At 73.9% G+C, this 20582-nt stretch carries 22 protein-coding genes; 9 read left to right on the top strand and 13 right to left on the bottom strand.

The window, feature by feature from the left end; all coding sequences use genetic code 11:
* Positions 1-40 precede the first annotated feature (40 nt).
* From ACJ5H2_RS16360 to ACJ5H2_RS16395, 8 genes are all read right to left on the bottom strand, one after another.
* Positions 41-472, bottom strand: coding sequence for a rhodanese-like domain-containing protein (locus ACJ5H2_RS16360; protein ID WP_408896487.1), 432 nt, complete (start codon positions 470-472; stop codon positions 41-43).
* On the bottom strand, positions 469-918 hold the full coding sequence (locus tag ACJ5H2_RS16365) for a cysteine dioxygenase (RefSeq protein WP_408896488.1): 450 nt from the start codon (positions 916-918) through the stop codon (positions 469-471). Before ACJ5H2_RS16365 ends, ACJ5H2_RS16360 begins: the two co-directional genes overlap by 4 nt.
* Before the next feature lie 155 nt (positions 919-1073).
* Positions 1074-1805: a hydrogen peroxide-dependent heme synthase gene (gene hemQ / locus ACJ5H2_RS16370; RefSeq protein ID WP_408896489.1), complete on the bottom strand. Its 732-nt coding sequence runs from the start codon at positions 1803-1805 to the stop codon at positions 1074-1076.
* A 21-nt stretch (positions 1806-1826) separates the two neighbouring features.
* Complete coding sequence (locus ACJ5H2_RS16375) at positions 1827-2489, bottom strand: response regulator (protein WP_408896490.1); 663 nt, start codon at positions 2487-2489, stop codon at positions 1827-1829.
* A complete protein-coding gene (locus tag ACJ5H2_RS16380; protein WP_408896491.1) occupies positions 2486-4549 on the bottom strand; it encodes a sensor histidine kinase in 2064 nt (687 codons plus the stop codon). The genes ACJ5H2_RS16375 and ACJ5H2_RS16380 overlap by 4 nt, the downstream gene beginning before the upstream one ends.
* A gap of 83 nt (positions 4550-4632) precedes the next feature.
* Positions 4633-5346 (bottom strand): hypothetical protein, encoded by a 714-nt coding sequence (locus tag ACJ5H2_RS16385; protein WP_408896492.1) that lies wholly within the window; start codon positions 5344-5346, stop codon positions 4633-4635.
* A 145-nt stretch (positions 5347-5491) separates the two neighbouring features.
* On the bottom strand, positions 5492-6841 hold the full coding sequence (locus ACJ5H2_RS16390) for a protoporphyrinogen/coproporphyrinogen oxidase (protein WP_408896493.1): 1350 nt from the start codon (positions 6839-6841) through the stop codon (positions 5492-5494).
* 32 nt (positions 6842-6873) lie between these two features.
* On the bottom strand, positions 6874-7878 hold the full coding sequence (locus ACJ5H2_RS16395; protein ID WP_408896494.1) for a stage II sporulation protein M: 1005 nt from the start codon (positions 7876-7878) through the stop codon (positions 6874-6876).
* A 71-nt stretch (positions 7879-7949) separates the two neighbouring features.
* On the opposite strand from ACJ5H2_RS16395, the gene ACJ5H2_RS16400 reads away from it, so the two are divergent.
* Genes ACJ5H2_RS16400 through ACJ5H2_RS16430 form a run of 7 tightly spaced genes read left to right on the top strand, consistent with a single transcriptional unit; the run spans position 7950 to position 14003 of the window.
* Positions 7950-8756, top strand: a complete 807-nt coding sequence (locus ACJ5H2_RS16400) for an RDD family protein (protein WP_408899645.1) — start codon at positions 7950-7952, stop codon at positions 8754-8756.
* A gap of 30 nt (positions 8757-8786) precedes the next feature.
* Entirely contained in the window at positions 8787-9842 is a 1056-nt protein-coding gene (locus ACJ5H2_RS16405) for an AAA family ATPase (protein WP_408896495.1), read from the top strand.
* A gap of 11 nt (positions 9843-9853) precedes the next feature.
* Positions 9854-10789: a DUF58 domain-containing protein gene (locus ACJ5H2_RS16410; protein WP_408896496.1), complete on the top strand. Its 936-nt coding sequence runs from the start codon at positions 9854-9856 to the stop codon at positions 10787-10789.
* A complete protein-coding gene (locus ACJ5H2_RS16415) occupies positions 10773-11279 on the top strand; it encodes a hypothetical protein (protein ID WP_408896497.1) in 507 nt (168 codons plus the stop codon). The genes ACJ5H2_RS16410 and ACJ5H2_RS16415 overlap by 17 nt, the downstream gene beginning before the upstream one ends.
* Positions 11279-12337, top strand: a complete 1059-nt coding sequence (locus tag ACJ5H2_RS16420) for a hypothetical protein (protein WP_408896498.1) — start codon at positions 11279-11281, stop codon at positions 12335-12337. Before ACJ5H2_RS16415 ends, ACJ5H2_RS16420 begins: the two co-directional genes overlap by 1 nt.
* Positions 12334-13269 (top strand): VWA domain-containing protein, encoded by a 936-nt coding sequence (locus ACJ5H2_RS16425; protein ID WP_408896499.1) that lies wholly within the window; start codon positions 12334-12336, stop codon positions 13267-13269. The genes ACJ5H2_RS16420 and ACJ5H2_RS16425 overlap by 4 nt, the downstream gene beginning before the upstream one ends.
* Positions 13266-14003, top strand: a complete 738-nt coding sequence (locus ACJ5H2_RS16430; protein WP_408896500.1) for a hypothetical protein — start codon at positions 13266-13268, stop codon at positions 14001-14003. The genes ACJ5H2_RS16425 and ACJ5H2_RS16430 overlap by 4 nt, the downstream gene beginning before the upstream one ends.
* A 16-nt stretch (positions 14004-14019) precedes the next feature.
* Here ACJ5H2_RS16430 and mftF read toward each other — a convergent pair whose 3' ends face one another.
* The 5 genes from mftF to mftA are packed head-to-tail and all read right to left on the bottom strand — an operon-like array spanning position 14020 to position 17770.
* A complete protein-coding gene (mftF, locus tag ACJ5H2_RS16435; protein ID WP_408896501.1) occupies positions 14020-15441 on the bottom strand; it encodes a mycofactocin biosynthesis glycosyltransferase MftF in 1422 nt (473 codons plus the stop codon).
* 7 nt (positions 15442-15448) lie between these two features.
* The gene (mftE, locus tag ACJ5H2_RS16440) at positions 15449-16165 is read right to left on the bottom strand and encodes a mycofactocin biosynthesis peptidyl-dipeptidase MftE (RefSeq protein ID WP_408896502.1); all 717 of its coding nucleotides are present in this window, start codon (positions 16163-16165) and stop codon (positions 15449-15451) included.
* An 11-nt stretch (positions 16166-16176) separates the two neighbouring features.
* Complete coding sequence (gene mftC, locus ACJ5H2_RS16445) at positions 16177-17385, bottom strand: mycofactocin radical SAM maturase (RefSeq protein WP_408896503.1); 1209 nt, start codon at positions 17383-17385, stop codon at positions 16177-16179.
* Positions 17382-17663, bottom strand: coding sequence for a mycofactocin biosynthesis chaperone MftB (gene mftB, locus ACJ5H2_RS16450; protein ID WP_408896504.1), 282 nt, complete (start codon positions 17661-17663; stop codon positions 17382-17384). The genes mftC and mftB overlap by 4 nt, the downstream gene beginning before the upstream one ends.
* The gene (mftA, locus tag ACJ5H2_RS16455; RefSeq protein ID WP_408896505.1) at positions 17663-17770 is read right to left on the bottom strand and encodes a mycofactocin precursor MftA; all 108 of its coding nucleotides are present in this window, start codon (positions 17768-17770) and stop codon (positions 17663-17665) included. Before mftA ends, mftB begins: the two co-directional genes overlap by 1 nt.
* 236 nt (positions 17771-18006) lie before the next feature.
* Between mftA and mdo the strand changes: the two genes are divergently transcribed.
* Both mdo and ACJ5H2_RS16465 read left to right on the top strand, forming a co-directional pair.
* Positions 18007-19299, top strand: a complete 1293-nt coding sequence (gene mdo, locus ACJ5H2_RS16460) for an NDMA-dependent methanol dehydrogenase (RefSeq protein WP_408896506.1) — start codon at positions 18007-18009, stop codon at positions 19297-19299.
* Between the two features lie 104 nt (positions 19300-19403).
* Positions 19404-20576 (top strand): AAA family ATPase, encoded by a 1173-nt coding sequence (locus ACJ5H2_RS16465; protein ID WP_408896507.1) that lies wholly within the window; start codon positions 19404-19406, stop codon positions 20574-20576.
* Positions 20577-20582: the final 6 nt, after the last annotated feature.

Raw genomic sequence — 20582 nt, forward strand, 5'->3', positions numbered from 1 at the left:
CGTACTCAGCCGCGCACGCCGCGCTCCGGCCCAAGCCCGCTCAGGCCGCGACGCCGGCGACCGGCATCCCGGCCGCGCGCCAGGCGGCGAAGCCGCCGATCACGTCGGTCGCGCGGTGGATGCCGAGCTGCTGCAGCGCGTCCGCGGCGAGGGAGGAGGTGTAGCCCTCCTGGCACAGCACGATCACGCGGCGCTCGTACGACGCCTCCGGCAGGCGGGCGTCGCTGCGCGGGTCGAAGCGCCACTCGAGGACGTTGCGCTCGACCACGAGCGCGGGCAGCCACCGGGCCACCTCGCCCTCCCGCGCGCGCTGGGCGGCGGGGCGGATGTCGACGAGCAGGGCGCCGAGCGCGACCAGCTCCTGGAAGGCGGCCCGGGCGGTGATCCGGTCGAGGCGGGCGCGAGCGGCGGCGAGCATGGCGTCGACGCCGTCGTACCGGACGGGCGCGGTGACGAGCTCGAGCGTGCTCACCACTGCTCCCCCGCGCTCTCGACACCGAGCACCTCCAGCCGGTCGCCCCGGAAGCGGAACCGGGTCATCGTGGACAGGCGCGGCGAGTAGGCGTGCAGCGACAGCGCGGGCCGGTCGGTGGCGTTGCGGACGTCGTGGGCGTAGCCGGCGCCGAACGCCTTGCCGTCGCCGACGCCCACGTCGACCAGCTGGAGCCCGCCGTCGAAGGTGTGCTCGGTGAGCCGGCCCTCGAGGACGGTGAAGGCGCCCGACGAGGAGCCGTGGTCGTGCCAGTCGGTCGCGGCGCCCGGCGGCCACGAGATCAGCCAGAGCTCGTAATCGTCGGTGGTGAGCAGGCGGATCCACGAGCGCTCGTGGGGGTCGTGGTCGAGCAGGTGGTGGAGGTCGGGGTCGGTCGCGTGGTTGCGCACGACCTCGAGCAGGGGCAGGACGGCGAGCTGGGTCATGGGGACTCCTCCGGTGGTTGTGGTTGCTGGATCGGGATGCGGATCAACAGCAGCGACAACACGGTCCGAGGGACACGGAGGTGCCACGCAGGACGGCAGGGAGGCTGGTCATGCCTCCATAATGTACTAAGTCGATAGACTTTGCAAACGAAATCTCAGGGGAGGCGCTCCAGCAGCTCCGGGAAGCTCACCCGGCGGCCCGTGTAGAAGGGCACCTCCTCGCGCACGTGGCGCCGGGTCTCGGAGCCGCGCAGGTGCCTCATCAGGTCGACGATGCGGGTCAGGTCGTCGGCTTCGAAGGCGAGGATCCACTCGTAGTCGCCGAGGGCGAAGCTCGGGACCGTGTTGGCCCGGACGTCCGGGTAGTCGCGCGCCATCTGGCCGTGCTCGGCGAGGAGGCGGCGGCGCTCGGCGTCCTCGAGGAGGTACCACTCGTAGGAGCGGACGAAGGGATAGACCGCGACATAGTCGTGCGCGCGCTCGTCGGCGAGGAACGCCGGCAGGTGGCTGCGGTTGAACTCGGCCGGGCGGTGCAGGGCCATCTGCGACCACACCGGGGCCAGCCGCGTGCCGAAGGCGGTACGGCGCAGCCGGTGGTAGGCCGCCTGCAGGAGGTCGCTGTCCGCGGCGTGCCACCAGACCATCAGGTCGGCGTCGGCGCGCAGGCCGGCGACGTCGTACAGGCCGCGGACGACGACGTCCTCGGCGGCGAGGTCGGCGAGGAGGACCTCGAGCTCGGCCGCCTCGTCCTTGCGGGCCGCCTCGTCGGCGCCGAGCGGCTGGTCGAGCCGGAACACCGACCACATGGTGAAGCGGATCGTGTCGTTGAGCTCGTTGATCTTCGCCGCGTTCGTCTTGATGTGCGCCTGGGGGTCCTGGTCCGACATGGCAGCCATTGTGCCGACCCGTCAGTCGCGGCCGTACCCCGCCTCCCGCGCCTTCACGATCGCGTCCGCACGGCCGGTCGCGTGCAGCTTGGCGTAGATCGCGGACACCGTGTTGCGGACGGTCTTGTTGGAGACGAAGAGCGCCGCCGCAATCTCGTCGTTGGTGCGGCCGGCGGCGATCCGCTGCAGCACGTCGCGCTCGCGCTCGGTGAGCTCCGGGAAGGGCTCGGCCTGCTCCGGCGCGGCCGGCACCGCGCCCGCGAAGAAGCCCGCGACCTTGGCCGCGAGGCTCGCTCCGAACACCATGCCGCCGGCGGCGGCCGAGCGCAGGGCGTGCTGCACCTCGTCGGCGCCGGCGCCCTTGAGGAGGTAGCCGCACGCACCGGCCCGGATCGCGCTGAGCACCGTGTCGTCGTCCTCGTTCATGGTGAGCATCACGACCCGCAGCGCGGGGTCGCGCCCGGTGAGGAAGCGGGTCGCCTCGATGCCGTCCAGGTGGGGCATCTGGATGTCCATCACCACCAGGTCGGGCGCGGCCTCCTCCACGACGTGCAGCGCCTCGCGTCCGTCGGCGGCGCTCCCCACGACCTCGACGCCGTCCAGGGCACCGAGCAGCGAGGTGAGACCGTCGCGGACGATCTGGTGGTCGTCGACCACCACGACCCGGATCGGACGGGCGCTCATGCGGGACTCCTCAGGGGCAGTCGGGCCCGGACGACGGTGCCGCCGCCGGGATGGCTGGTGATGGTGGTCGTGCCGCCGAGCTCGGCCGCACGCTCGCGCAGGCTGGCCAGGCCCACGCCGGCCTCCCGGTGGGCAGGGATGCCGCGCCCGTCGTCGGCGACCTCGAGCAGGAGGCTCTCCCCGGCCGCCGCGACGACGAGCCGCACCCGGCTCGCGTCGGCGTGCCGCGCGACATTGGTCAGCGCCTCCCCCGCGATCCGGTACGCCGCCACCTCGACCGCCGCCGGGAGCACGAGGTCGTCGGGCGCGGTGACGTCGAGCGGGACGGCCAGGTGCTCGGCCTGCTGGCGCAGCGCGCCCACCAGGCCGCGGTCGTCGAGGGCCGGCGGGCGGAGGTCGTGGACCAGGCGGCGGACGTCGGCGACCACGTCCTGGACCTGGGCGCTCACCGTCTCCAGCTGCGTCCGCGCCCGTACCGGGTCGCGCTCGACGGTCATCCGGGCGGCCTCGAGCTGGAAGACGATGCCACTCAGCGCCGGCCCGAAGCCGTCGTGCAGGTCGCGGCGGATGCGGCGGCGCTCCTCCTCGCGGGCCGACACCAGCCGCTCGCGACTGCGCTGGACCTCCTCGGCGAGCTGGCTGGTGCGGGCGGCGGTCGCTGCCTGGCGGACGAGGTCGCCGAGCAGCTCCTCGTCGCGGACCGTCAGCCGGCTCCGCAGGCCGCGCGCGGGCAGCACCAGACGGCCGATCTGGGTGTCGCGCCAAGTGATGGGCAGCGTGCGGACCTGGTCGGGTCGCTCGCCGACGGTCGTCACCAGGCGCTCACCGTGGCCGCGGTCCACCTCGACGCTGACGAAGGGCACCGCGAACGCCGACGCGACGGCGCGGGCCACCGCGGCGAGCTGCTCGGCCGAGTCGTCGGTGTTCTCCAGGGTGGAGGCGAGGCCGGCCACGGCGTCGTACCGGTTGCCGCGCTCGCCCAGCATGAGCCGTCGTACGGCGGCGGACAGGCGCTGGCGCAGCGGGCCGTAGAGGACGACGGACACGACGAGCACCACTCCGACGACCTGGGCCTGGGTGAGCTCGTCGTCGAGGAGCAGCGTGAACAGCCACAGCACCAGTGCGTCGGCGGCGACCAGCACGGCGAAGACCGCCGCCAGCACGGCCGTGCGAGCGAGAAGGTCCTGGATCGACACCAGGGTGGGGCGGACGATCGCGACCGTCATCGCCATGGGCGGCACCACCGACGCCACGAGGGCGCCGACGAAGTCGCCGTCGGGCACGGAGAAGGCCAGCGTGCCCACGCTGACGGCGACCACGACGATCACGCTCCACAGCAGCCAGCGCATCCGGTCGCGCTCGAGGCCTTCGGAGCGCCGGTAGCGCACGACGACGGAGAGCAGTGCGAAGAAGAAACCGGCGATGCCCAGCGCGAGCCCGAGCGCCGCGACCTGGTCGCTGTGCCCGGAGAGGGCGTGGATCGTGGTCGGGTCCTCCTCCACGCCGGGCGGCAGACCCTGGATCGCGCGGTCGCCCTCGGCGGGGATGACCAGGAAGCACAGGCCGCTGACCACCATGGCGACCGTGGCGACCCAGGACGCGGTCCCCCATCGACCGGACAGGAAGCGGCCGGTCGGGAAGATCATCACCAGCACCGCGGTGACCGAGGTCAGGTAGGACCCGAAGCGGTTGAGGAACCACAGCACGAAGGTCATCGCGGGCCAGGCGTCGGTCTCGCGCAGGCCGGACAGGATGTAGCTCTGGGCCAGACCGTCGAGCGCCCAGAAGAGACCCGAGCCGGCCAGCACCCAGCCGACCCGCTGGCGGGGCTCGTTCAGCAGGATGATGCCGGCGAGCACGCCCAGCAGCGCGCCGATCAGGGTCCACGGCCAGCCGGGACCCAGCGACACGTCGTACCCGAGGCCGGAGGTGGGCGCGTCCAGGTCGAGCCAGAGCGCGAGCGGCACCATGGCGACGCAGAGAGCCGGGACGACGAGGACCGCGACGGCCATCGGGCCGCGCGGTCGGGTGTCGGCCTGGGGCGGCGCCGGCTCGGTCACCGGCACATTCTGCAGCCGGTCCGCACCCCGGGGGTGCGGACCGGCCGAATTGGTCGCCGAGCCGGTGGCCGGGCTGGTGGGTGTCACGAGCGGCCGCGGAACGCCTTGTCCCCGGCGAGGAAGCCGAGAGCGACCACGAGCAGGCCGATCGGGCCGGTCATGCCGGCCATGTACTGCAGCGGAGAGACGCCGAGCAGGAGGGTGAGCCCGCCGCCGAGGAGGCCGACCAGCCCGATCCACCGCGGCACGCCGCCGTGGCGGGCGGCCCCGAAGAGCGCGATGCCCGACAGGCCGAGCAGGCCCCAGCACCACGGGATGGTGCCGATCCAGTGGTTGAACATCGCGGCGTCCTCGGGGACGACCATCTCGGGGTCGCCGGCCGCGAAGATGAACTCGGTGTCGAGGCCGGCGCCGAGGATCAGGACGATCGCGGTGATCAGGGCGCCGGAGAACGCGACGAGCGGGAGCACGCTGTCCGCCGGGGTGGTCGCCCGCAGCCGGCGGAACAGGCCGGCGGCGAAGACCACGAGGAGGACGGCTCCGACCATCGCGCTGAGGTGGAAGGCGAGCATCTGCGGGACCTGCTCGCCGAGACGCTCGCTGATCGCGGCGGCGTCGCCCTGGATCCTCTCGTCGTACACGGCGTCGACGAGGGAGGACGAGACGACGACGCCGAGGCCGGCGAGGCCGGCGCCGACGCCGGCCAGCGCCCAGCGGGTCGGGGGGTAGACGACCGGCTGGTCGTCGGGGGTGGACGGGTCGAGGGCGGTCGGGGGGACGTGGGTCTGTGCGGTCATGGCAGGACTGTCCGCGGCCCGGTGTCCCGCCGCCCAGGGACAGGACGGCACATCTCGCGGGACGAGGTGTGAGGAATGGCTGCATGAGGTGTGCGCGGTGCGCACACCTCGCACCACCATTCCTCACACCTCGCGGTGCCTTTCCTCACACCTCGGCGAGGAGGGTGGCCGCGGCGTGCTGGCCGGAGCCGATGGTGGCCGGGATCCCGACGCCGTCGTACGCCGCTCCGCAGAGCGCGAGGCCGGGAACCCGGGCGACGTCCGCGCGGATGCGGGCGACCCGGTCGGCGTGGCCGACCCAGTACTGCGGCAGCCCGCCGCCCCAGCGCTGGACGACGGCGTCGACCGGCCGCGCCGTGAGGCCTGTCGCGGCCCCGAGGTCCGCCAGAGCGGCACGGACCAGCGCGTCGTCGGGCACCTGCAGGCTCGCCTCCTCGCCGAACCGGCCGAGCGAGGCGCGCAGGACCACCAGGCCCTCCCCCGCCGTGCGGACCCAGTCCCACTTGGCGAAGGAGAAGGTCGCCGCCTTGACCCGGCGGCCGTCCACCGGCGGGACGAGGAAGCCGGAGGCCCCCGTGTCGAGCGCCTCGGCGACGCCGGGGTCGTCGCCGCGGAAGGCGAACGTGACCAGGGCGACCGAGGCGTAGGCGATCTCGGCCAGCTCGGCAGCCGCCCCCGGGGCGAGCGCGGCGAGCAGCCGGGCGGTCGGGGCGGCCGGGGTCGCCAGCACGAGGTGGGTGGCCCGCTCCTCCCCCGTCGGGGTCGCCACCGCGAACCCGTCGGTCGTACGGCGGACCCCGGTCACCGCGGCGTCGTACCGGACCTCGGCGTGGTCGCGCTCGCGCAGGTCCGCGTCGAGCGCGTCCGGGAGCCGCCACATGCCGCCCGCGACGCCGGCGAAGACCGGGGGCGCGTCGGCCGGCGGGGCAGGGAGCACGATCTCGTCGCGGGCCAGCAGGTCGAGCAGCTGGGGCGCGGCCGAGCGGGCGGAGATGCGACGCGCCTGCCCGGCGTAGACGCCGCCGAGGAGGGGCTCGACCAGCCGGTCGACGACCTCGGTGCCGAAGCGGGCCGCGACGAGGTCGCCGACGGAGACGTCGCCACGCGGATGCTGCGGCGCGCCGGCGCGTGCGGCGGAGAGGCCCTCCGCGGAGAGGATCCCCGTCTGCGCCAGCTGCTCGAGGTCCAGCGGCGCGCCCATCAGCGTGCGGGGCAGCGGACGCAGCGCGCCCCGCGTCCACACGCGGGACGTGGCGGTGGTGGGGTGGACCAGCGGCAGGCCGAGAGCGCGGGCGAGGGCGACGCCCTCGGGCCGGCGGTGGAGCATCGCCTCCGCGCCGACGTCGACCGTCACGCCGCCGACCTCGCCGCGGCGGAGCTTGCCGCCGGGCCGGTCGGTCGCCTCGAGCACGAGGACGTCGAGCCCGCCGTCCGCGAGAGCGCGTGCCGCCGCCAGGCCGGCGATCCCCGCACCCACGACGACCGCTCGGCTCATGCCTCCAGCGTAGTGACGCGCGACCCCAGGGCTCAGGCCTGGGTGGCCACCCGGTCCTCGAGCAGCGCGGCCGAGACATCGCCCGTGGCACCGCGCGCGGCCGCGGCGCGGCCGACGACGAAGACATAGGCCAGGAACACCAGCTCCGCCAGGACGCCGATGGCGATCCGCGCCCACGTCGGCAGCGGCGAGGGCGTCACGAAGCCCTCGACCATCCCGCTGACGAACAGGCACACGGCCAGGCCGAGGGCGACCGTGACCGCCGTACGCCCGGCGCGGGCCAGCGCCGCGGCACGGGAGAGCTGTCCTGGCTCGATCCAGGACCAGAAGAGGCGCAGCCCCACCCCGCCGGCGACGAACACGCAGGTGAGCTCGAGGAGCCCGTGCGGGATGATCAGGCCCCAGAACAGCTCGCCACGGTCGTGGCGCATCATGATCGAGCCGACGATCGCCAGGTTCGCGATGTTCTGGAAGAGCAGGTAGAGCACGGGCACGCCGAGGATCCCGAGTGCGATGCACAGCGCGCTCACCCACGAGTTGTTGATCCAGACCCGGGTCGCGAAGGCACTGGCGGCGTTCTCGCTGTAGTAGCTCTCGAAGTCGTTGCCGACCAGCTGGTCGACCTCCTGCGGCGAGAGCAGGCTCTGCTCCACCTGGGGGTTCTGCCCGAGCCAGATCATCATCACCGCGGTGACGACGACGTTGCCCGCGAGGCAGCCGATCCACCACCACCGCAGCTGGTAGAGCGCCGCCGGGAAGCGCTCGGTGAAGAAGGCGGCGAAGCCCCGCCAGCTCGGCACCCGCGAGGCGAGCATGGCGATCCGGGCGCGCCCGAGCAGCGACGAGAGGTGGGCGACCAGCTCACCGTCCGGCGCCGAGGTCCGTACGACGGACAGGTGGGTCGCGACCTGCTGGTACCGGTCGACGAGCTCGTCGGCCTCCGCCCCGCTGCGGCGCCGCTGGCGCACCAGCTGGTCTAGTCGGACCCACGAGCGCGCGTGGGTCGCGACATAGGCGTCGAGGTCGATGCGCGGCACCGGGCGAGGGTATCCGGTGGCCAAGGTCGAGATGGACGTCCGCGGCGACGCGTAGGCTGCGCCCGGTGAGCATGTCCCACTTCGCCACCGTCACCGCCGACGACCTCGTCACCGGCGAGGGGGTCGCCCTGGACCTGCCGGCCGCGTCCCTCGGCCTGCGGATGGCGAGCGGGCTGGTCGACGTCCTGGTGACGCTGTTCTCGTTCGTCGCCCTGTTCATCCTGCTCACCGTCGCGGCGCTGCCGTTCGCCGACGAGGCGCTCCTCGCCGCGGCCGTCGTCCTCACGATGGTGCTGACCTTCCTGGTCATCCCGACGGCGCTCGAGACCCTCACGCGCGGACGCTCCCTCGGCAAGCTCGCGCTCGGCCTGCGGGCGGTGCGCGACGACGGCGGGCCGATCAGCTTCCAGCACGCGCTGGTGCGCGCGCTGATCGGGTTCGTGGAGATCTACGCCTTCTCGGGTGCGCCCGCCTTCTTCTCGATCATGCTGAGCTCGCGCGGCAAGCGGCTGGGCGACTACGCCGCCGGCACGTACGTCGTGCGCGAGCGGGTGCCGCTGCGCCTGCCGGCGCCGCCGCCGATGCCGCGCGAGCTGGCGTCGTGGGCGCGTCGTACCGACCTCGGCGCCCTGCCGACCGGCACCACCCTGGCCGTGCGCCAGTTCCTCGGTCGGCTCGGCACCCTCGACCCCGGGTCCCGCGAGCGGGTGGGCCGGGCGCTGCTCGCCGACGTGCTGCCGTACGTGGCGCCGCCCCCGCCGCCGGGCGCACCGCCCGAGCTGGTGCTCATGGCGGTCGTCGCCGAGCGGCGCGAGCGCGACCTGGTGCGGCTGCGCCGCGACGACGCGCTGCGCGAGCGGCTGCTCGCCGAGGGGTGAGCCGCCCGTCCGCTGGGTAGGTTGGGCCGCATGACGCAGGTCAACGAGCCGGCCACGCACCCCGGGGCCACGCGCCGCGCCCCCGCCACCCCGGGCGCTCCGCTGACCGCGGCCGAGCTGGCCCGCGCGACCGAGGCGATCACCAAGGTCTCGGACGCCTTCTCCAGCCGCGTCGTCGGCCAGCACCGGATCCGCACGGCCCTGCTCGTGACCCTGCTCGCCGAGGGCCACGTGCTCCTGGAGAGCGTCCCCGGGCTGGCGAAGACGCTCGCCGCGTCGACGCTCGCGCAGGCGGTCAGCGCGCGCTTCGCGCGGATCCAGTGCACGCCGGACCTGCTGCCGAGCGACATCATCGGCACCCAGGTCTACGATCCGCGCCGGCACGAGTTCGAGACCCAGCTCGGCCCGGTGCACGCCAACTTCGTCCTCCTCGACGAGATCAACCGTGCCAGCGCGAAGACGCAGTCGGCGCTGCTGGAGGCCATGCAGGAGCGCCAGACGTCGATCGCCGGAACCATCCACCCGCTCCCCGACCCGTTCATGGTGCTGGCGACGCAGAACCCCATCGAGGAGGAGGGCACCTACGTCCTCCCCCACGCCCAGATGGACCGCTTCCTGCTCAAGGAGATCGTCGACTACCCGAGCGAGGAGGACGAGCTGATGGTCCTGGAGCGCATCGACGACGGCACCCTGGGCCAGCACATGAGCGACGTCGCCGCGGTCGTCACGCCGCAGGAGGTCGCCGAGCTGCAGGACCTGGTGCGCCGCGTGTACGTCGACCCGGCGATCCGGCGCTATGTCACCGCGCTGGTCCGGGCGACCCGCGACGTCACCGGGCTGCTCGGGCCCGAGCTCGGCTCCTATGTCGAGATCGGCGCCAGCCCGCGCGGCTCGATCGCCTTCTTCCAGGCCGCACGGGCGATGGCGGTCGTCCAGGGCCGCCACTACGTCATCCCGGAGGACGTCCGCGAGCTGCGGCACAGCGTGCTGCGGCACCGGCTGCACCTCAGCTTCGAGGCGCTCGCCGACCGGGTGCGCCCGGAGACGGTGATCGACGCCGTCTTCCGTGCCGTCCCCACCCCCTGACCCGCCGGCCGATGACCGCCCACCTGACCCGGATCAAGTCCCGTCTCTCGATCCACGCCCACCGCAAGGTGCGCGGTCTGCTCGAGGGCGAGTACGCCGCCATCCACGCCGGGCGGGGCATCGACTTCAACGACCTGCGCGAGTACGTCCGCGGGGACGACGTGAAGGACATCGACTGGAAGGCCTCGGCGCGCAGCCGGCAGCTGCTCGTCAAGCGCTATGTCGCCGAGCGCAAGCACACCGTGCTGCTGTGCGTGTCCACGGGACGGAGCACGGCAGCGCTCGCGGGCGTCGGCGCGCACCCGGCGGGGCACGCGACGGACCGGGCGAGCGTCGTACCGCCCTCGAAGCGTGAGCTCGCGGTGTTCGTGGCCGGCGTGACCGGCTATCTCGCCGTCCAGCACGGCGACAGCGTGGGCCTGGTCCGCGGCGACGCGCAGCGGCAGCACGTCGCGCGCCCCGGCAGCGGCGAGCTCCATCTCGAGCGGCTGCTGGGCGAGGTGTACGACGCGATCAGCCCCGACGGACCTCCGGGCGACCTCACGGCCCTGCTGCGGCACGTGGTGCGCACGATCCGCCGCCGGACGATCCTGCTGGTCGTGACCGACGAGCCGGCGCTCACCGAGGAGCAGGCGATGCTGCTGCGGCGGCTCACCGCCCAGCACGAGGTCCTCCTGCTGACCCTCGGCGATCTCGACCCGACCGACTCGGCCCTCGCCGGGCGGAGGCTGCTCGACGTCGACGCGGGCGCGGAGGTGCCCGCCTGGCTGCGCCGCGACGCCGCGCTGCACCGTGAGCTCGCCACGCTGGTCGCCGACCAGGCGCAGGAGATGCGCCGCCGCCTCGACCAGCTCGGCATCGTCCAGGAGCAGGTCGGCGACCTCGACGGCGCCGTGCTCGCGATCCACCGTCTGCTCGAGAGGCACCGCCATGCTCGCCGCCGCTGACCTCCCCCAGGAGTTCACCGGCCCGGTCGCGTACGCCGACCGGTGGCTCTGGATCGCCGTGGGGCTCGCGGGCCTGGTGCTCCTCTACTACGCCCTCGCCTGGTGGCTCACCCGCGCGCCGCGTCCGCACGCCGTGGCCCGCGCCGAGTCCCCCCTCGACGTACGCGCAGCGCACCTCGCGCGGATCGACAGGATCGAGGCGCAGGTCCGGGCGGGCGACCTCGCGCCCCGTGCCGGCCACCAGCAGCTCAGCGAGGTGGTGCGCGACTACGCCGCCGCGGTGACCACACTGCCAGCCCGGACGATGGCGCTGGCGGACCTGCGCGACCGGGCGCCGGCCGGCCTCGTCGAGATGCTCGAGCTGGTCTACCCGCCCGAGTTCGCGCCGGACGACCCTGCCGGCACGCTCGCCCGCGACCTGTTCGCCACCGCCGTGGAGCGCGCTCGCGCGCTCGTCGGCTCCTGGCGCGTGCCCGGGAGCGCGGCCTGATGTGGGACAGCGACGCCACGACCTTCCGATGGCCCTGGCTGGCGCTCGGCCTCGCGCTCCTGGTGCTGCTGCTCCTGGCGCTGTGGCTGCGGCCGTGGCGTCGGCCGGCGCGCTCCGGCGCGGCCTATGTCGCCCATGCCGCCCGACTGCGGGACCTGCCCCGCTATCGCGTGCTCGTCCGCCGCCAGGTGGTCCTCGGCGCCTGCCTGACCCTGTGTGCCCTGGTGGCGTGCGCGGGCGCGATCGTGCTCGCCGGGCGGCTCCAGCAGCGCCAGACGATGGTCCAGGAGGACCGCACCCGCGACATCGTCCTCTGCCTCGACGCGTCGGGCTCCATGGCCGCGGTCGACGCCCAGGTGCTGCGCGAGTTCCGCGCCATCATCGCCGGCCTGAAGGGCGAGCGGATCGGCCTGACGATCTGGAGCGGGGCCGCGATCACCGTGTTCCCGCTGACGGACGACTACGAGTACGTCGTCGAGCAGCTCGCCGCCGCGGAGCAGGCCTTCGCGTCCGGCGACGTGTACAGCGACGAGTACGCCATCTTCACCGCGGGGACCGTGCTGGACTGGGACGTCCAGTCCCAGATGGGCGACGGGCTGGCCTCGTGCGTGCAGCGCTTCGACCGCCGCGACGAGGAGCGCAGCCGCGCGATCGTGCTCGCCTCGGACAACGAGCCGATCGGCTCGGGGATCTTCGCCGTTCCGGAGGCGGCCGACTACGCCCGCGAGGAGGAGGTCGTGGTGCACGGCATCGCCGCGCCGAAGACCGCCGAGCGGCCGGCGGCGGTCGAGCAGTTCGCCGCGGCGACCGCCGCGACCGGTGGCACCTTCGCCCTGCTCGGGGAGGACGGCAGCACGCGTGCCGTCGTCGACGCGATCGCCGCGCTGGACGCCAAGCCGGTCCGCCGACCGCCCCTGGTGCAGGTCCTGGATCGGCCGCGGCTGGGAACCGTGCTGGCCGGGACCGGAGTCGGCGGCCTGGCCCTCGTCTGGGCGGTCCAGGGCGTGCTCGCGGTGCGCGACCGCCGTCGGGGCCTGAACGAGGAGGGATCCCGATGAGGACGACCACCGCCCTCGTGACTGCCCGCAGGGTGGGCATCGTGCTGCTCTTCGTGGTGGTCCTGCTGCGTCCCGGCTTCGGCCGCGCCGAGGTGCCGACCCAGCTGGCCGATCTCGACGTCGTCGTGGTCGTCGACCGGACCCGCTCCATGGCGGCGCTCGACCACGACGGGCACCAGCCCCGGATCACCGGCGCCCAGGCCGACCTCGACGCGCTCGCCGAGGCGCTGCCCGGGGCGCGCTTCGGCATGCTCGCCTTCGGCACGGACGCCCGGGTGGTGCTGCCGCTCACGTCCGACACGGCCGCCTTCGGGGCCGCCGTCGAGACGCTCTACCTGGAAGGGCCCCGGGACGGCGTCGGGTCGCGAGCCGACCGCCCCGTCCCCGAGCTCGGCGAGCTGCTCGAGCGCGCCGCGGAGAAGGACCCGCAGCGGCGGCGGGTCGTCGTCTACGTCGGCGACGGCGAGGACACGACCGACGAGGGCACGGACGCGTCGTACGAGGACGTCGCCGACCTCGTCGCCGGTGGCGTCGTGCTCGGCTACGGCACCACCGAGGGCGCCCCGATGCCCGAGGACGAGCTCGACGCGTCCGCGGGCTACGTCCAGGACCCCGAGACGGGCGACACCGCGGTGTCGAAGGCCGATCTCGACAACCTCCGCACGGTCGCCGACGAGCTCGGCGTGCCGTTCCGGCACCGCACCGCTCCTGGGGGCATGTCCGGGATCGCGGAGTCCTTCGCGGCGTCGTACTCCGACGGTGCCGGCGGTCACCGTCGGCCCGCCGAGCACGACCTGACCTGGCTGGCCGGCCTGCTGCTGCTCGCCCTGCTGCTGCTCGAGCTGCGCACCGGCTGGCGCGCGGTGTGGACCTCCCGGCACGTCCTCGCTCCCGCGCCCGCGGCCGACCGCCGCAAGGAGGTCGTGCGATGAGCACCCGGCCGGACCGCCCGGCGAACCCCCGGCGCCGGCTGCGCGCGGTCCTCCTCCTGGCCGGTCTGCTGCCGGCGCTGCTGGTGGCGGCCTACGCCCTGAAGGTGGTCCTGATGCTGCAGGCCAACGCCTCGGGCCGCGACGCGTTCGAGCGCGGCGACGCCGACGCCGCGGCCGCCGACTTCGCCGGGACCCGGCGGTGGAACTGGCTCGAGCCGTGGGTGGCGCCCTTCGACGAGGGCACGGCCGACCACGCCCGCGGCAGGTACGACGGCGCGATCGCGGCGTACGGCGTCGCTCTGGAGGACGTGCCGTCCCGCGAGGAGTGCACGGTCCGGATCAACCTCGCGCTCGCGCACGAGGCGGTGGGCGACGCGGCGCTGGAGGCCGGCGCGGCGGAGGACGCGGCCGCGTCCTTCCAGGCCGGCATCGACGCGCTCGCCGCCGGCGACTGCCCACGGGCGTCGGGGCGCGGCGACGACCAGACGGCGGACGCGCGGGCGGTCGACGAGCGGCTGCGCCAGAAGCTCCAGCAGAGCCAGCCCCCGCCGGAGCAGCCGCAGCAGCAGCCGCCCCCCGAGCAGGAGCCCGACCCCCAGGACCCCGGGGAGTCCGGCGAGTCGGACCCGCGCCGCGACCGGCTCCAGGAGCAGAACGAACGCGGTCTCGAGCAGCGCCACGAGGACCAGGGACTGTACGAGGACGAGGACTACACCAAGCCCGACACCTGGTGACCGCGCGCGGGCCCCGTCAGCGCGACCGCCGTCCGCGCAGCCGGACCTGCGGCAGCAGCGCGCGCGGCGAGCGGTGGCGCAGCACGCCCCACCACACGCCCGCGCCGTAGGCCAGGTCGTCGAGGCGTCGCGCGAGAAGGTAGCGCCCCGGGTCCAGGCGCGGTCGGGTCCGCGTGCGGTCGGCCCAGGCCTCGGCGAGCGCGGCGACGACCAGCGCACGCCGGCCCCGAGCCGAGTGCAGTGCCCAGACCGCCGCGATCGGCCAGTGGTGCCGGGTGAGGGCGGCGGCGGACTGCCACGCCGTCGCCACCGCGCCCTCGAGAGCGAGGGTGCCCGCGGTGAGCGTCGGATGCGCGGAGCCGCCGAGGCGTCGCCGGCCGGCGAGCGTCGCGTGGGCGACGACCGCGGCCGCGACCGGACCCGACCACCGTCGCTGAGCGAGCAGCGAGACAGCCAGGACGGCGCTCGGGACGGTCAGGACCACCGGCGCCACCGCGGAGGCGTGACGGGCCGCCAGAGGCGCCGCGGACGTCCCGTAGAACGCCTTGCGGGTCAACCACGGGAGGAGCCGGGTGCGGTGGTCGTGGCGCACCCGCGCCGCGGGCTCGTACCGGACGAGCCAGCCGGCGCCGAGCAGCCGCCACACGAGGTCCACGTCCTCCCCCGCGCGCATGGTCTCGGCGAACCCGCCCACCTCGTCCAGTGCCCCGCGCCGGACCAGCAGGAAGGCGCTGGGGACGTAGGCGACCCGGCCGTGCACGCGCACGAGGTCGGGGGTCGGGCCGAGGTCGAGCGAGGAGCGGGCCTGCTCGTAGCGGTCGATCCAGGTGTCTCCCGCCTCCGGCTCGCCCCCCAGCACCCGCGGCGCCACGACGGCGACCGCGGGGTCGTCGAGGTGCCGGCGCAGGACGCCCAGCCATCCCGCCTCCGGGCACACGTCGGAGTCGCAGAAGGCGACGTACGGCGTGCGGGCCGACCGCATGCCGGTGTTGCGGGCGGCCGCGGGACCGCGGTTGACCGGGTGTCGGACGAGCCGCGCGCCGTGCCGGCGCGCGACCTCCGCGAGCGCCGCGGGCTCGCGGGACCCGTCGTCCACCACGACCACCGGAAGGTGGGACGGCAGCGCCGCGAGCAGGCGGTCCACCGAGGTGGCGCGATCGCGCGCGGGCACCACGACCGTCACGTCGTCGACGTCGGCCTCGGCCGGCGCCGGGCCGGGCCACCAGGGGACGGCGAGGCCGCGGTCGAGCAGCAGCCGGGCGACCCGGTGCGCCGTGGGGTCGGCGCCGACCGCGCGGGGCGCGCCCGCCAGCACCTCCCGTGCGGCCGGCGCGAGCCGCACGACGCGGCCGTCCGCGACGAGCTGGGCGCCACCGTCGCAGACGCGGACCCGCTCGGCGAGGGCGAAGCCGAAGCCGTCCGGAAGACAGGACCCCATCGCGGACTCACGCTCCGTCCCGCAGGGTCAGCCGTCCGTGGGGGCCGACCTCCAGTGACGACAGCTCGGCGACCAGCCGCTCGACCATCTCGCCGAGGATCCTTCGCCCGGCGCCGGCGGTGGCGGTGGTCGGGTCGCCGAGCACCCCGGAGGGCGAGACGGCCCGCACGCCCTCGGCGCGCAGCCGCGGCATCAGGGTGGCGACCGGAGCGGTGCAGCCGGGCACCAACCGCTCCTGGGCGACGCCGTCCGGCGCCAGCGCGAGGAGCAGCGAGGTCTCGGCGCGGCCGGCGTGCGCGTCCGCACCCCGCGCGCGACAGCTCGTCCAGGCCACGGCGCGCCCCTCACCCCGCAGCTGCACGACCGCGGAGACGAGTGAGTCGACGTTGCCGCCGTGTCCGTTGACGAGCACCACGCCCCCGGCCCAGCGGGTCGCCGAGCGGACCAGCTCGACGAGCAGCAGGTGCAGGGCCTCGTGGCCGATCGAGATGGTCCCGGGGAAGTCCTCGTGCTCCCCGCTCGCGCCGTACGGCACGGTCGGCGCGACGAGGAACCCGGAGCCGTCGCCGGCCAGTCGCGCCGCGGCGCGGCGGGTCACCTGGGTCGCGATCAGCGCATCGGTGCCCAGGCCGAGCGCGGGCCCGTGCTGCTCCAGCGAGCCGACCGGGACCAGCACGACGCCGGCGTCGACCTCGGGCCACCGCATGCTCGCGAGGAGCGTCATCGTCGGACCGATCAGCCCAGGGAGCCGCCGGGCACGAGCGGGCTCTCGTCGCAGGGGCTCGCCCGCCGGGTGGGTGCGAGGACGAGGGGCACCGGCGCGTTCCGCACGGCACCGCGGTGGGAGTGGTCCTGGGAGCTTCCGGGCCGGGTGCGCTCCCCCGCGACGGCGGCCGCGGCGTTGCCCTTGACGCACTCGGGGTCGGGCCCGTCCAGCGGCAGGCCGGTGAAGAACTTCGCCGCCATGCAGCCGCCGCGGCAGGAGTCGAAGGCGGAGCACGACGTGCACGCACCCCCCGTCTGGGGGCTGCGCAGGTCCTCGAACAGGGCGGAGTGCTTCCAGACCCGGTCGAAGCCGCCGGGCGAGCGCACGTTGCCCGCGAGGAACTGGTCGTGGATGGCGAACGGGCAGGCGTAGACGTCGCCGACCGGGTCGACCAGGCACACCACGCGGCCCGCGCCGCACAGGTTGAGCCCGGGGAGGGCCTCGCCGAAGGCGGACAGGTGGAAGAACGAGTCGCCGGTGAGCACCCGGTCGCCGTTCGCGACCAGCCAGTCGTAGAGCTGCCGCTGCTGCTCGGGCAGCGGGTGCAGCTCGTCCCACACGTCCGCGCCCCGGCCGGACGGGCGCAGCCGGGTGAGCCGCAGCTGCGCGCCGTAGCGGTCCGCGATCGCCTTGAACTCGTCCAGCTGGTCGATGTTGTGCCGCGTGCAGACCACCGAGAGCTTGAAGTCGCTCATGCCGGCGGTCTGGAGGTTGGCCATCGCCCGCAGAGCCGCGTCGTAGGTGCCGGCGCCGCGGACGTGGTCGTTCACCTCCGCCGTCGCGCCGTCGAGCGAGATCTGCACGTCGACGTAGTCGGTCGCCGCGAGCCGGGCAGCGCGCTCCGGCGTGATCCGGAACCCGTTGGTGGAGAACTTCACGCCCACGTGGTGCTCGACCGCGTAGTCCAGGAGCTCCCAGAAGTCGCCGCGGACCGTCGGCTCGCCGCCGCCGATGTTGACGTAGAAGATCTGCATCCTCTCGAACTCGTCGATCAGCGCCTTGCACTCGTCGGTCGACAGCTCGCGCGGGTCGCGGCGCCCCGAGGACGAGAGGCAGTGGACGCAGGCGAGGTTGCACGCGTAGGTGAGCTCCCAGGTCAGGCAGATGGGCGCGTCCAGTCCGAGCTCGAACTGCTCGGTGAGCGGAGCGACCGCGGGCCGGGTGGGGGTGAGGGTCATCGGACTTGCTCCTCGATCAGGCCGCCCTCGGCGAGGTTGCCGAGGGCGCGCAGGTAGGCGGGGTGCTCGGCGTCGGGGACGGCGGCCCCGGCCAGGGCCTCCCGGACGGAGGCGGCGCCCTCGAGCCGTCGTACGACGTCCACCAGCGCCGGCGTCTTGAGGAAGCTGAGCCGCCGGGTGTGGAAGTCGTAGGCGAGGGCGCCGAACGGCTCGGGGCGCAGCGCCACCGAGCCGCTCAGGCGCCAGGCCCCGTCAGGGGTGACGGGAGGGGTGGGCATCAGTAGACGCCGCACATGCCGTCGATCGAGACGTCCTCGACCAGCGCCTCCTCGACGAGCGGGAGCTCCGTCGCGGACGTGTCGAGCGGGGTGTTCTCGGGGTTCATCTCTGCCTCCTGGGGCGGTCCGGTGAGCGGTCGCGGGCCGGTTCCCCGGCCCGCCTCGAACGCTACGAACGTGCCGGGCCCCGGCGCACCCGTCGCGGTGACGGCCCGCCCTGCCGGAACGGGCAGGTGCGGTCCTGCCCCACCGGCGCGTTTCCGGATCCTCGCCTGTCGTGACCCAGGTCACCCTGCCTAGCGTCGCCGGACGTCAGCACCCCACCGTCCGGAGGTACCCAGCGATGCAAGTCGACGAGCTGCTCAAGCCGTTCCCGATCAAGGAGTTCCACCCCTTCCCGCGCGCCCTGATGGGCCCGGGAGCCCACGAGATGATCGGTCCGGAGGCCCTCAAGATGGGCTTCCGCAAGACCCTGGTCATGACGTCCGGCCTGCGCGGCACCGACATCGTGCACAAGATCGTGGAGTCCATGAAGTACCACGGCCTCGAGGTCGTCGTGTACGACAAGGTCGAGTCCAACCCCAAGGACTACAACGTCATGGACTCGGTCAAGCTCTACCAGGAGAACGAGTGCGACTCGTTCGTCTCCATCGGTGGTGGGTCCTCCCACGACGCCTGCAAGGGCGCGCGCGTCTCGGTCGCCCACGACGGCCGCAACGTGAACGAGTTCGAGGGCTTCAACATGTCCGAGAACCCGAAGAACCCGCCGCACATCGCCGTCTCCACCACCGCCGGCACCGGTTCGGAGACCTCGTGGGCCTATGTCATCACCGACACGACGACCGACCCGGACAACCCGCACAAGTACGTCGCCTTCGACGACGCGAGCGTCGCCAGCCTCGCGATCGACGACCCCGTCCTCTACTACGACTGCCCGGTCGACTACACGGCCCAGTGCGGCTTCGACGTGCTCGCCCACGCCTCGGAGCCCTATGTCTCGCGCCTCAACTTCGAGCCGTCGCTGGGCAACGCCATCCGCGCCATCAAGCTCACCGCGGAGAACCTGCGCGAGGCCGTCTGGAACGGCCAGGACCTCAAGGGCCGCGAGGGCATGATGTACGCCCAGTACATCGCCGCCCAGGCCTTCAACTCCGGCGGCCTCGGCATCATCCACTCGATCTCGCACGCCGTGTCCGCCTTCTACGACACCCACCACGGCCTCAACAACGCGATCGCGCTGCCGCGGGTGTGGGCGTTCAACATGCCGACCCAGTACAAGCGCTTCGCCGACATCGCGCAGGCGATGGGCGTCGACATCGGCGGCATGACGACGGTCCAGGCCGCCGACGCCGCCCTCGCCGCCGCGGTCCGCCTGCTGCGCGACGTGGGCATCACCGAGCGCTTCGTGGACGTCACCAAGGACACCTACTCGAAGAACCGGCTCGGCCAGGGACCGACGACCTTCTACCAGAACGCCCCCACGATCCTGGGCGACGCCGCGGACGTCGACCGGATCACCAACCACGTGCTCGGTGACGCCTGCACGCCGGGCAACGCCAAGGAGTGCACCTTCGAGACCGTGCGTCCCGTCGTGGAGCACTGCATGACCGGCGACCTGGACGACCTCCTGACCTGACGGCCCGGATCAGCAGACCGTCCTGTCGCCCCGGTGCGCCGGCCCCTCCCCCTCCGGCCGGCGCACCGGAACCCCAGACCCCTACCGCCGAGGAGCACACGACCGTGACCACACCCGCCTTCGACTTCGCCGACGTCGCCGACACCCGGGCCCGCTTCGCCGAGCACGGCTATCTCGCCGACGACCAGCTGGCCACGACCGTGTTCCTCCAGTCCCGCCTCGACAAGCCGGTCCTGCTCGAGGGCCCGGCGGGAGTCGGCAAGACCCAGCTCGCGCTCAGCCTCGCCCGGGCCACGGGCCGGCGCCTCCTACGCCTGCAGTGCTACGAGGGGCAGGACGAGACCAAGGCGCTCTACGAGTGGGACTACGGCAAGCAGCTGCTCTACACCCAGATCCTGCGCGAGAAGATCGGCCAGGTCGTGGCCGACGCCACGGACCTCACCGACGCCGTCGAGCAGATCGCCAAGCAGGACGCGGTGTTCTTCTCCGAGCGCTTCCTGACTCCCCGGCCGCTGCTCGAGGCGATCGACTCCGAGGAGCCCGTGGTGCTCCTCATCGACGAGGTCGACCGGGCCGACGAGGCCTTGGAGGCCGTCCTCCTGGAGCTGCTGGGCGAGTACCAGATCTCGATCCCCGAGGTCGGCACGATCCGGGCCAAGCACGCGCCGTACGTCGTCCTCACCTCGAACAACACGCGCGACCTCTCCGCGGCCCTCAAGCGGCGGTGCCTGCACCTCTTCCTCGACTACCCGGACCCCGAGCGCGAGCTCGAGATCATCCGCTCCAAGGAGACCGGGCTCTCCGACGAGCTCGCCGGCCGGCTCGTCGACATCGTGCGCGGGCTCCGGGAGCTCGACCTCCGCAAGGCGCCGAGCATCTCCGAGACCGTCGACTGGGCGCGGACCCTCGCGGTCCTCGGCGTCCAGGAGCTCACGGCCGACGTCCTCGCCGCGACGCTCAACGTCGTCGTCAAGTACGAGCGTGACCTGCGCCTGTCCCGCAACGCGCTTCCCCGCCTGGTCGACCCCAACGCCGAGGTCCCGGCGTCGCTCCACGGGCACGGACACGGACACGGGCACGACCACGGGCACGACCACGGGCACGACCACGGGCACGCGCACGACGACGACGAGGGCCGGCGCCGGCGGGCCGCGAAGGACCGGCCGGGTCGTCACGACGACGAGTACTACGGCGGCAAGGGCAGCCCGCTCGGCACGCGGGAGGTCAGCACCGGCCAGGGCGCGCGGTCCTTCTCGGCCCGCAAGCGTCCGGTCTGAGGAGGA

The organism is Nocardioides pymetrozini (assembly GCF_046058985.1).
GTDB lineage: Bacteria > Actinomycetota > Actinomycetes > Propionibacteriales > Nocardioidaceae > Nocardioides.

What these genes read in the sequence shown, in the direction of transcription:
- ACJ5H2_RS16365 (WP_408896488.1), bottom strand. Translation starts at nt 918, where the DNA reads ATGACCCAGCTCGCCGTCCTGCCCCTGCTCGAGGTCGTGCGCAACCAC.
- hemQ (WP_408896489.1), bottom strand. Translation starts at nt 1,805, where the DNA reads ATGTCGGACCAGGACCCCCAGGCGCACATCAAGACGAACGCGGCGAAG.
- ACJ5H2_RS16375 (WP_408896490.1), bottom strand. Translation starts at nt 2,489, where the DNA reads ATGAGCGCCCGTCCGATCCGGGTCGTGGTGGTCGACGACCACCAGATC.
- ACJ5H2_RS16385 (WP_408896492.1), bottom strand. Translation starts at nt 5,346, where the DNA reads ATGACCGCACAGACCCACGTCCCCCCGACCGCCCTCGACCCGTCCACC.
- ACJ5H2_RS16390 (WP_408896493.1), bottom strand. Translation starts at nt 6,841, where the DNA reads ATGAGCCGAGCGGTCGTCGTGGGTGCGGGGATCGCCGGCCTGGCGGCG.
- ACJ5H2_RS16400 (WP_408899645.1), top strand. Translation starts at nt 7,950, where the DNA reads ATGTCCCACTTCGCCACCGTCACCGCCGACGACCTCGTCACCGGCGAG.
- ACJ5H2_RS16405 (WP_408896495.1), top strand. Translation starts at nt 8,787, where the DNA reads ATGACGCAGGTCAACGAGCCGGCCACGCACCCCGGGGCCACGCGCCGC.
- ACJ5H2_RS16410 (WP_408896496.1), top strand. Translation starts at nt 9,854, where the DNA reads ATGACCGCCCACCTGACCCGGATCAAGTCCCGTCTCTCGATCCACGCC.
- ACJ5H2_RS16415 (WP_408896497.1), top strand. Translation starts at nt 10,773, where the DNA reads ATGCTCGCCGCCGCTGACCTCCCCCAGGAGTTCACCGGCCCGGTCGCG.
- ACJ5H2_RS16420 (WP_408896498.1), top strand. Translation starts at nt 11,279, where the DNA reads ATGTGGGACAGCGACGCCACGACCTTCCGATGGCCCTGGCTGGCGCTC.
- ACJ5H2_RS16425 (WP_408896499.1), top strand. Translation starts at nt 12,334, where the DNA reads ATGAGGACGACCACCGCCCTCGTGACTGCCCGCAGGGTGGGCATCGTG.
- ACJ5H2_RS16430 (WP_408896500.1), top strand. Translation starts at nt 13,266, where the DNA reads ATGAGCACCCGGCCGGACCGCCCGGCGAACCCCCGGCGCCGGCTGCGC.
- mftF (WP_408896501.1), bottom strand. Translation starts at nt 15,441, where the DNA reads ATGGGGTCCTGTCTTCCGGACGGCTTCGGCTTCGCCCTCGCCGAGCGG.
- mftE (WP_408896502.1), bottom strand. Translation starts at nt 16,165, where the DNA reads ATGACGCTCCTCGCGAGCATGCGGTGGCCCGAGGTCGACGCCGGCGTC.
- mftC (WP_408896503.1), bottom strand. Translation starts at nt 17,385, where the DNA reads ATGACCCTCACCCCCACCCGGCCCGCGGTCGCTCCGCTCACCGAGCAG.
- mftB (WP_408896504.1), bottom strand. Translation starts at nt 17,663, where the DNA reads ATGCCCACCCCTCCCGTCACCCCTGACGGGGCCTGGCGCCTGAGCGGC.
- mftA (WP_408896505.1), bottom strand. Translation starts at nt 17,770, where the DNA reads ATGAACCCCGAGAACACCCCGCTCGACACGTCCGCGACGGAGCTCCCG.
- mdo (WP_408896506.1), top strand. Translation starts at nt 18,007, where the DNA reads ATGCAAGTCGACGAGCTGCTCAAGCCGTTCCCGATCAAGGAGTTCCAC.